We start from the raw sequence: 10,702 nt of genomic DNA, 5'->3' as shown, positions 1-10,702 counted from the left end.
ATTATTTGCAGTTGAAATGTATTTCAATAAAATACGACATGTTCTGCCGTTCTGCGAATATATCTTTGCTGCATGAAAAAGAATAACATTTAAAATAAGCAAAATGAAAATAAACAACCGGTCAGGCTAAAAGCATTCGGCTAAATCCAAACCCAAAATATGGGGTTTTTACGGATTGCAAATAACACACAATTAAAAATATATTAGCAACTTAAATTTGATATTCACAATGAAAAAAGATTATGCAGGCGCACTTCTTTTGTGCGCACTCCTGGGAGGTTTTTCGTCTGCCCAGGAAGTGGTCTGGCAGAAAGACATCCGGTCTTCTACGCAGGACTTTCTCTCACAGGTCGTCACTACAATTGATCAACAGTATTTAATTACCGGAAGCAGCATTCGGGGTAACAGCCAAAAGATCACAGGCAGCAGCTCTCCTGCCACCTCGCAGCAGAACAACGGTTACGATTTCCATCTGGTAAAACTCAACCAGCAGGGCGAAGAGGTTTGGGAAAAATATTTCTCAGGGAAAAACCATGATTTTTTGTCGGCAACGGTCAACACGCAGGAAGGAGGGTTTCTTCTGGCGGGTTCCAGCTATTCAGGGAAAGGGCTGGATAAAAAAGACGATTCCAAAGGCGGATCGGATTTCTGGCTGATCAGAATCAATGAATTTGGCGATGAATTATGGCAGAAAACCATAGGCAGTACTGCGGATGAAGAAGCTAAGGCAGTAATTCAGACCACGGATATGGGATTCTTTGTCGCCGGAAATACAACCCTTCCCTTCGGCTCCGCTCAGGGTAAACAAGCTCAGGATCCGAAAATTAAAGGCTACGGCTCCAAAGATGTTCTGGTGGTAAGGCTGGATAAAAACGGGAAGGAACTATCCCAATTAATTTTAGGCGGAAAAGGTCTGGATGAAGTGGAAAAAATGATTCCCACCAAAGATGGAGGAGTTTTGTTAGGGATCTATTCCAGAAGCAATCTGGGTGGTTCAAAAGACACAGAAAACTATGGCGAAGGGGACTATTATATTGTAAAACTCAGTAATACAGGACAGATCCAGTGGGAAAAGAACTTCGGGGGAAAAGGCGACGATCATGTAAGAACACTGGCACTGACTTCAACAGGCTACCTGATCGGTGGAGAATCCAGATCGGAAAGATCGGGAAATAAATCCGTAGGTATTGAAGAGGGAACCGATGTATGGTTGGTTGCTATTGATTTAAATGGAAATGAGCAGTGGCAGAAATCCTACAATTTCAAGAACCGGGATGTTCTGATGGGAATGAGTGTGTTGCATGGTTCGGATGACAAAACTTCCAAAGGAATTCTCTTGGGCGGTTACACACAGGCGGAAGGCAGGATTGAAAATGATGATGAGACTTTCTGGATGCTGTATCTCGACCAGAACGGAAACGAGCAGTGGAGAAAGCACGTGAAAGGAGAATCGCGAAAAAGAGAAGAACGGTTATCTGATATAAAACTGAACCGTGACGGATCAATCATACTCGCAGGAACCAGCGCAGAGGAACTTGGAAAAGAAAACTGGAAGATCGTGAAGCTGGGTGACAGACAGGTTGACCAGCTGATCGAAAAGCAGGACATCAGGATCTACCCGAACCCGGTAACGGATTATGTGTATGTGGAGCTTGGATTTGAGGGCTTGAGAGAAGGAGCTTTTGAAGCTGAAATTGCAGTGTACGATATGGGCGGAAGAAAGCTAGAAACGGTAAAGACAAAAAATAAGATTACTAAGATCAATACCCAGCCGCTGATTCAGGGGGCATATCTGGTGGTGGTGAAAACCAATGACAAAACGGCGAATGCCAAATTGATTAAAAAATAAGACAAATGAAGAAAATAAAACTGACTGTTTTTTCCCTGTCTCTGCTTTATGGAGTGGCAGCGGCACAAAATACTGCGGTGGCAGAACCTACCACCGGATCATTATCCAATTACATCAATACGGCAGTATCTCCTGCAACGGGGGTTCCCAATATCGGTTTTCCTATTTATCAGCTGGAAAGCATTCATAAAGATCTTCCGGTAAATATTGCTTTATCCTATCACGTTTATAATGCCAAAGCCCACATCCCTGCCAGTGAGGTAGGACAAGGCTGGTCGATGTTCTCCTCAGGGATGATAACGCGGCAGATTGTCTCCGAGCTGGACGAAATTACCGACGCTTCTTCCATAAATGAAGAACAGGCAGATATCTTCTTTTACAATATCCCGGGGCATTCCGGCAAATTTAAGATACTGAAAGATGCGGCTACCGGAAATTTTATGGTCAGTAATCTTACAGGTGAAAAAATCAGGATAGATTATGAAAGAAATACCTCAAGCAGCAAATTCATCATCAATAATTTTACCATTACCGATGATCTGGGATATCAGTACCTATTTCAGGATTATAATGTAGGGGTTATTAAAGATATCAGCTATAAGAATTACAAAACCTCATTCTTTCTTACAAAAGTAAAAGATCCTAACGGCACAGAGTTCATTAATTACAGCTACGATAAGAAGATCAAATACATGGGTACGTCTTCCATCATGAAGTACCAGTACTGTAAGATCAATACCATTTCTACGGCAAAAGGCAAGCTGAAGTTCAGTTATCTTTATGACCAGATGAATGACGGAGAGATCGTGACTACCGATCCCTATACCCTTACTGCAGTAAGCCTCACCGATCCTGCAGACAGGCTGATCTCCAAATACCAGTTTACCTACGGAGCCTCGTATGTTCTGGAAGATAACCTGCAGGGTTCCCCTTCGTGGAAAATCAGCGGAAGAAAGGCGCTGACCGGAATACAGAAGCTGGATAAAAACCTCGCACCAACGGAAGAAACACTTTTTGAATATGATGCAGATGGCTCTGACAGACAATACGGATACTACAGCGATACACGCTACGGGAACTTTCTGTGCGAAGGAACGCAGCCTGTAAATCCTAAGAAATACACTGTAGGACTCCTGAAAAAGATCACCTTTCCTACGAAAGGATCTGTCGTGTATAATTTTGAGGCAAACATGATCTATACAGATAAAACAGCTCCGGATTATGCTGTACAGCATCCGAATGACCTGGAAATCAATTATTACGATACCACGAACGTCATTCCTTTTGATACCAATACCTCAAGCCATTATTCCTTTACGGTAGCCGGAGACACCCAGTACCTGATCCCGGGAGTGATGGAGGTGTACAACCTTACCAATCCCCATGGAGATATCATCCCTTTCACTTATACGGTGAGAAATGCCGCAAACCAGACCTTAATAAAAGACAGTTCCTGCAGTACCGTTCCGATCTTTACCCTGTTCCCCGGAACCTATACGGTAAGCATGACCGGAGGAGGCAATGGTTTTCTCAGCCTCTACAAAAAGAAAACAATTCCCGCACCCTACAGGAACGAAGATCCTGTAAATGCAGGGGCAAGGGTAAAAAAGATCCAGTCTTTTGATGAAAACGGGGTGCTGGTGAAAACAAAGACATTTGATTACCAGTTGTTTTCAGATGCTTCGAGTTCTAGCGGAACTTTATTCTTTAATGAACTGGATGATTTAAACGGTTTTCTACTGTATAAAAACGTAAAGGAAACAGAAATAGCGGGAACCGAAAACAACGGCTACATTAAACATTACTTCAAAACACCCAATGATTATATATTGCCTGTCAATACAGCTTATATTCCTTATTATAATTTCACATCAGAAGGTATTCTTGAGAAAAAGGAAGTCTATAATAAACTGAATCAGAAAACCGAATCTTCACTGTACGAATATACATTTCAGGAGATTCCGGGAGCGCCTGAGAGATCTATCCAGATGGGAGCTACAAAACCGGCATGGCTGCAGTACAGCAAACAGACAGACATTGTCTATCCGGATAATAACTCCTCTTACGCTACCATTAAAGAAAGTACCTTCCATCCGGGCAATTTTCAGGAAATGCTTGTTAAAACAACGGCTCAGGACGGCACCGTGAGTGAAGCTTCTACAAAATATGCCGCAGATCTGGGGAATACCCGTCTGGTAAATAAAAATATGCTTTCCGTCCCTTTGCAGACCGAAGTGAAAGCAGACGGCACCGTGATGACCAGGATTACCACGAAGTATGACAGCAGCAGCCACTTTTATCCTACCTCTATTGAAACAACAGACCTGAATCAGACGGCGGAAACTTCCGTGACCTTCGATCTTTACGACAGCAACGGAAACCTTGTGCAGACCACCGACAAAGCAGGAAATTCCGTAACCACAATATGGGGATACCAGAACAGTCTTCCCATTGCACAGATTGCCGGAGCGAAATACAGTGATATTTCTTCCCTTTCTGTGATCTCTGCCGCCATATCGGCATCCAATGCCGATGCGGCAGACCCTGCCAATGAAGGAGCTTTGCTTACTGCGCTCAATGCCCTGCGCACAGATTCCCAGCTTCAGCAGTATTCCATCACGGTGTACACCTATGATCCGCTGGTTGGGGTTACCAACTCTGTATCGCCTAACGGCATCAGAAACACCTTCCAGTATGATGATTCCGGAAGATTGCTGCGGGTGAAAAACAGCGAAGGACAGGTGATTAAAGAAAATCAGTACAACTATAAACATTAATGAGCATGAAAAAAAGTTTTAATATATTCAGCCTTTTGTTTGTTGCAGGGTTATCCTATGCACAAACCACGGGGCTTTCCACAGACCAGAACTTCATCTATACCAAAAACTGTCTGAATGAAGACTGCAGCCGGAAAACCGAAGCTGTACAGTATTCCGACGGGCTGGGAAGGGCGAAGCAGGTCATCAGCATCAAGGCATCTCCTAACGGTAAAGACATCGTGATTCCTTCGGAATACGACAGCTTTGGAAGACAGCTAAGATCTTACCTTCCTGTTCCGCAGACGGGAACCCAGAACGGGGCAATCTATACAGATCCGAAAGCAAATGCTGCTCAGGCTTATGGCTCAGATCCGTATTTCTACAGCGAGTCGGTACAGGAGAACGCTCCCGGCGGTAAGCTCCTTTCCCAGAGAAAACCGGGATCGGATTATCTGGGGCATTCCGTACAGTATGGCTATGGGGTAAATGCCGCAGACGAAGTAAAAAAATATACCGTAACGACCTCATGGCTGAACGGAGCAACCAGCAATGCGGTTTCTCCTGCCGGAAACTATGGCGCAGGAGAGCTGATGAAAACTTCCGTTACGGATGAAGACGGACACCAGACCACCGAATATAAGAACGGAAAAGGACAGACCGTACTGGTAAAAAAACAGAATACGGAAACCTACTACCTCTACAACAAATACGGGCAGCTGGCTTATGTAATTCCTCCGCTGGCTGTCTCTCAGCCGTTAACGGGAACAGTGCTGGATGAGCTTTGCTACCAGTACCGCTACGACAGCAGAAGCAGGCAGGTAGAAAAGAAACTCCCGGGAAAAGGATGGGAATACATCGTGTATGATACGCAGGATCGTGTGCTCATGACCCAGGATGCCAATATGGGAGCTTCCCGACAGTGGCTTTTTACCAAGTACGACAAATTCGGAAGAACCGTATACACAGGAATATTCACCAGTGCACAGAACTATGGCAGCGAAGGAAGACAGGCAGAGCAGAATACTGCCAATGCTGCCGCCGTCTCTCAAAACGAGAGCAGAAACCCGGGAGGATTCAGCGCCAACGGCGTAACAGCCTATTACACCAACAGCGCATACCCCACCGCCTTTACCAAGATCTTGAGTATTAACTATTTTGATACCTATCCTGCGGAAACCCCTGCAAGACCTTCCCAGGTATTTGGCAAAAATACCATTGGCGATAACCTTGCCATGGCGGTGAATACCAAAAACCTTCCTACGGCTTCTTATGTGAAGAATATAGAAGACGATAACTGGACGAAAAGCTACATCTGGTACGATGAAAAAGCAAGAGCGGTAGGAACCTATGCCGTTAACCATCTCGGGGGATATACCAAAACAGAATCTCTTCCGGATTTTGCAGGAGTGGTACAGCAGACCAGGCTTACCCATGCGAGACTGGCTTCGGATCCCCCGAAAGTGATTACCCAGACCTTTGAATACGACAGCCAGAACAGGCTGAAAAAACAGTGGCATCAGGTAGACGGCAACCCTCAGGAGCTTTTGTCTGAAAATATATACAATGATCTCTCGAGGCTGATCCAGAAAAAGGTTGGCAATAATCTGCAGAGCATAGACTACACCTACAATATGAGAGGAGCCACCACCAGGGTAAACGATCCTGCCAACCCGGGAAACGACCTTTTTGCCTATGCCCTGTCTTTTTTTGATCCCTCAGACAATACCACAGGGAAATACAGCGGCAACATAAAGGAAATAAGCTGGAAATCTGCGCAGGACAACATCCTGAGAAAATACGCATACCGCTATGACGATCTCAACAGGATGACACAGGGGATTTACTCTGAGCCCGATGCTTCTGTTCCGCAGAATAATTTCTTTAATGAAACCGCAGCGTATGATCTTGGCGGGAACATTACTTCCCTGCAGAGAAATGCTAAAGGACAGTTTTCTGCTACTGCGGAACTTATTGATAACCTTACCTATACCTATACAGGAAACAGACTTAGTACCGTTACCGATAACTCCACCAATTACAGAGGGTATCCTGATACTTCCGGAAATAGAATCTCTTATGATGTCAACGGAAATATGATCTCCCACAGAGACAAAGGAATTCTGCAGATTGATTATAACATCCTGGATCTTCCGAAGTATATTAAATTTAACGAGGCTGTGCCAAGCAGAGGCGGAGCAAGATATGTAAATACAACCTATCTATACAGTGCTTCAGGCAGTAAAGTAAGAAAGATATACCAGTATAAAGACGGTACCAATGCTTATCTTGCTTCTAAAACTACAGATTATCTGGATGGTTTCCAATATGAATCTGATGCTACTCTGGCAAATCCTGCCGCTCCTTTTATTTTGAAATTTGTACCTACTTCGGAAGGATATTATAATTTTGAAAATAATAAGTATATTTACAGCTATACAGACCATTTGGGAAACATTAGAGTAAGCTACTTTAAAAACACCAATGGTAGCGCAGAAGTTCTTGAAGAAAACAATTTCTATCCTTTTGGATTGAAGCATGAAGGGTATAACCAGACGACAGGAAATCCTTCCTACAACTACCAATACAGCGGAAAAGAGCTGCAGAAGGAAACAGGATGGAGCGACTTTGGAGCAAGGATGTACATGAGTGACATCGCAAGATGGAGCGTTATTGATCCTTTAGCTGAAACAACAACAAGGGTAAATCCTTACAATTATGCACTGAATAATCCTGTGATGTTTATTGATCCGGATGGTAGAAAAGCTTTTGCTCCCGAACCGGTTGAAGATAATGTACCACGAGGAGGACTTGCAGACTATTATTTGAGAGGAGGATATGAATCTTATGCATCATACAACCAGTTCTTAGGAAATGATATGCTTCTTTTCTACAAAGGAGCAGGAGGCTCTGGTGGCGGTGGCAGCAAAAGTCCCAAAACATTTGGCGAAACTGAGTGGTTTAAGAGTATTATGGCTCAGTTATATGATAAAGTGAATGTAGATCTTCCAGAACTTGTTTTAAAAGGATATGGCAGGAAAAAAAACTGGGGTGGAGCAATAAGTACTTATAATATTAACCATAGTATTCTTTACAATGGCATCTCTGGAATGCAGACAGCTTGGAATAGAATAATGTTTGATTCTGGTAGGCAGCTTGGAATAGCTGAAATTGACAGAGGAGGTGTACGAATGATGGGTGGTGATATGTTTGGTTTTTCGGATCTTGCAGGTATTGGTATTGAAAGAATTTCTGAGGATCACCCATATGTTGGAATGGCTTTGGGGGTGATTGGACTTGTGACTTTGAAAAAACCTCAATTAGCATTAGCCGAAGAAAAAGCTGCTTTTTACTCTGTTGCTTATGAAATGAAATTAGCGAATAATCTATATCCTGGAAAAAGTTCATATATACATTTTAAAGCAGCTAATACCTCTTTAGCAAATGCAATGATTTCGGATGCAAAATTTGCTGCCGGAATGTCAGAATTAGGAATCACAATTCCCAGATCTGCAACAGGAAATATTTTAGGAAAATCTCCCACTAACTGGGTTTGGCATCATGATATTGGCGAGGGAATTATGCAATTAGTTCCTAAAAGCCAACACCCCAGTATACCAGGAGGTCCTTTTTGGAGAATAATGCACCCAGAACTTAAAGGAGGAATGTCTATTTGGGGAGGTGGATATAATAAATAATAACAAAAAAATTATAAATAAATGAATCTAATAAATTTTATTGATTATTTAAATAATCCTGAAAATCTTAGTGATTTAGTAAGCGATTTTAACGTAAATAATGAATCTGAGGCTCTTATTACTTGTTTAAAAGACTCATTAGACGTACATTCAGAAGTATCGATTTTTGGAATTGAAGATACGGATGGTGATCTTGAATTTGAAAAAAATGGAAGCAGGTTCATTGAGTTATTTCCTTTAGAAATGCTTCAAGAGATGGTAGAAGAGTATATTAATACATATAGGAACATTACAAGTTCTGAAATAGCCCAACGACTTATAGATTATAGGATAAATGATGCATAAGATGAATTTAATAGATTTAGTTAGTAAAATTAATGATGTTGATGAGGATTTAATTATCTTTTTAGAGAATATGGATGATTACAAATCAGAAGTAATTTTATCTTATCCAGAAGATGATGATAATGGAATCAAGGAAGAAAATGGAAATAAATATCATTATCTTTTAGAAGTTTTTTTAGCAAAAGAGTTTATTGAAGATTGGGTTGCTAGTTTAGAGAGTGCACCATCATATGAAGATATTGCTAAAAGGCTTTACGAATATGGTATAAATGACGCATAATGAATCTCAAAGCCACCTATTTGGTGGCTTTGTTATTTTGCAGCTCAATTCTTTCTTTTTCCAGAACTTCCGCCATTATTTTGGCTTGGGCGGTACAGTCTTTTAATTCGGCTTTTAAGCTGTCAATTGTTTTGTTTTTAGCTTGCAGGATTTCCTCTGTTTTGTTTCGCTCCATACAGGAAAAAGAAACTACAGGAAGAAGCAGTAAAAGATATAATTTCATCATGGTAATTTTAAGATACGGCTAAGATAGATAAAAAGATTACTTCCTTATTATGCAGTAAGGAGCAATTTATAGCAGAATCTACTTGCTTTATATAAAAGTGATAAGTTATATTTGCTCCAATAAGTTACAATTGCTTCAATATGAGTGTTTTAAATTTAAAAAACACCGAAGGTAAGCTAAAAACTAAAGACGGCGAAATTTTGAATTATAGAATTTATTCAGATGGTGGGGCTAAAATTGAAAGGCTTAATATGAAAGAAGATTTCATTAGTTTATTTGGCGCAAATGACTATAATAAGAGTAAACAATATCAAAATTATAAATTAGAAATGAGAACAGCGGTTTATTTCAATCAGGCTAAAAATGAAACCTATGAATTGGGTGGAATTGCAAATATGCAACAAGCGTACGACCTATATAAATTTGTTTGCAGTAGAAATAACTGGAACCCGACAATGTTTACCAATGATGTTATAGTAAAATTGAAGTAGGAATATTCAACATAAATAAAATACTCCCTTATTAGCTTTGCCAATAAGGGAGTTTATTTTAAATCAACCATTATTATTGTATTTATGGTATTCTAATTTTGATAAATTCGGGATTTTCCCGATAATTTTAAACGTTGAAATTGTAAGTATTACAGAGCCGAGAAGTTGAGTTCTATCCTTTCAAATTTACCCTCTTCATTCTGTTTCTCGAAATCATATTGGTAACCTTTCAGAAAATTGCTGTAACTCTGTTTTAAAAGCCTTAACCCTTCTTTCCACCTTGGATCATCAAAACGCGTTTCATGGCTTAGTAAATTCATTACACTTGCATAGTCGAGATCACCTTTTTTGTTTTTTACTAAAAATCCGATCAGCATTTCAAATAAATCCTTGTCCCTCTTTTTAACGGTATCATAGAGGAAAGCGTGGATCAGTTCCAGAGCCTTGGTGCTTCTTTCATCCCAAGTGGGTTGTGTATCGCGGCGGCGTTTAATTCTTATGGTTTTGTCGCTGTGCATTAAGGTAAAGCCGCCTTTAGAATTGCTACGGATTTTTCCGTATTCATTTAATTTCTCCTGGTGTTTTTCCATCTTGGCATGAGTAAGCTTTTTCAATAAACACGATTTGCTTTCAACTTCAAGGGCTAAGGCAATCAATTCTCCCATATCACTGTCTCTTTCGGCTTCATAGGCGCGTTTTTCGTTTTCCTGTTGTTCCGTCTCCATTTTTCTTTTATGGTTCAGCACCGCTTCCATTTCTTCTGCAGACAATTCGTTAATTGGTCTTTCTAAAAGTTCATTAATATTCATAATTTGTTATTTTTGATAGTTAGTTCTTTTGTATTAAGTTGTCGATTTTCTCCTTTTTTCCGTCGCGTTTTCCATCTTTATACCCCTTATCGTAGGCTTTCTTTGATTCGCCGTTTAAAAGGGCTATATTCTTTTGATGAGCCTGTATTTGCCGCGAGACGGTTGTTGCCAAAGTGTAATTTTTCAAAATCTCGTCCAATAATTCTGTGGCTTCCATGTCCTAAAATATAAGTTTGATTAAATCCGGC

At 40.9% G+C, this 10,702-nt stretch carries 8 protein-coding genes; 6 read left to right on the top strand and 2 right to left on the bottom strand.

Annotated features, from left to right (window positions below):
- The first annotated feature begins 229 nt into the window (after nt 1–229).
- Genes BW951_RS21945 through BW951_RS21925 form a run of 5 tightly spaced genes read left to right on the top strand, consistent with a single transcriptional unit; the run spans nt 230 to nt 8,928 of the window.
- On the top strand, nt 230–1,849 hold the full coding sequence (locus BW951_RS21945; RefSeq protein WP_076396800.1) for a T9SS type A sorting domain-containing protein: 1,620 nt from the start codon (nt 230–232) through the stop codon (nt 1,847–1,849).
- Between the two features lie 5 nt (nt 1,850–1,854).
- Entirely contained in the window at nt 1,855–4,626 is a 2,772-nt protein-coding gene (locus BW951_RS21940; RefSeq protein ID WP_076396798.1) for a hypothetical protein, read from the top strand.
- A gap of 5 nt (nt 4,627–4,631) precedes the next feature.
- Nucleotides 4,632–8,303, top strand: coding sequence for a DUF6443 domain-containing protein (locus BW951_RS21935; protein ID WP_175608862.1), 3,672 nt, complete (start codon nt 4,632–4,634; stop codon nt 8,301–8,303).
- Nucleotides 8,304–8,324: 21 nt separating this feature from the next.
- Entirely contained in the window at nt 8,325–8,648 is a 324-nt protein-coding gene (locus BW951_RS21930; protein WP_076396794.1) for a hypothetical protein, read from the top strand.
- Between the two features lies 1 nt (nt 8,649).
- Entirely contained in the window at nt 8,650–8,928 is a 279-nt protein-coding gene (locus BW951_RS21925) for a hypothetical protein (protein ID WP_139326239.1), read from the top strand.
- Between the two features lie 16 nt (nt 8,929–8,944).
- Here the strand turns inward: BW951_RS21925 and BW951_RS21920 are convergent, their stop codons facing one another.
- Nucleotides 8,945–9,154, bottom strand: a complete 210-nt coding sequence (locus tag BW951_RS21920) for a hypothetical protein (RefSeq protein WP_076396790.1) — start codon at nt 9,152–9,154, stop codon at nt 8,945–8,947.
- A 140-nt stretch (nt 9,155–9,294) separates the two neighbouring features.
- Here BW951_RS21920 and BW951_RS21915 point away from each other — a divergent pair, with 140 nt between their 5' ends.
- A complete protein-coding gene (locus BW951_RS21915; RefSeq protein WP_076396788.1) occupies nt 9,295–9,645 on the top strand; it encodes a hypothetical protein in 351 nt (116 codons plus the stop codon).
- Nucleotides 9,646–9,794: 149 nt separating this feature from the next.
- On the opposite strand, the gene BW951_RS21910 is transcribed toward BW951_RS21915, so the two are convergent.
- Nucleotides 9,795–10,454 (bottom strand): DUF3164 family protein, encoded by a 660-nt coding sequence (locus BW951_RS21910; RefSeq protein ID WP_076396786.1) that lies wholly within the window; start codon nt 10,452–10,454, stop codon nt 9,795–9,797.
- Nucleotides 10,455–10,702 lie beyond the last annotated feature (248 nt).

Source organism: Chryseobacterium gambrini (assembly GCF_900156825.1).
Taxonomy (GTDB): domain Bacteria; phylum Bacteroidota; class Bacteroidia; order Flavobacteriales; family Weeksellaceae; genus Chryseobacterium; species Chryseobacterium gambrini.
Note: the sequence above shows the minus strand (reverse complement) of the source record. Positions and strands in the feature narration are given on the sequence as shown.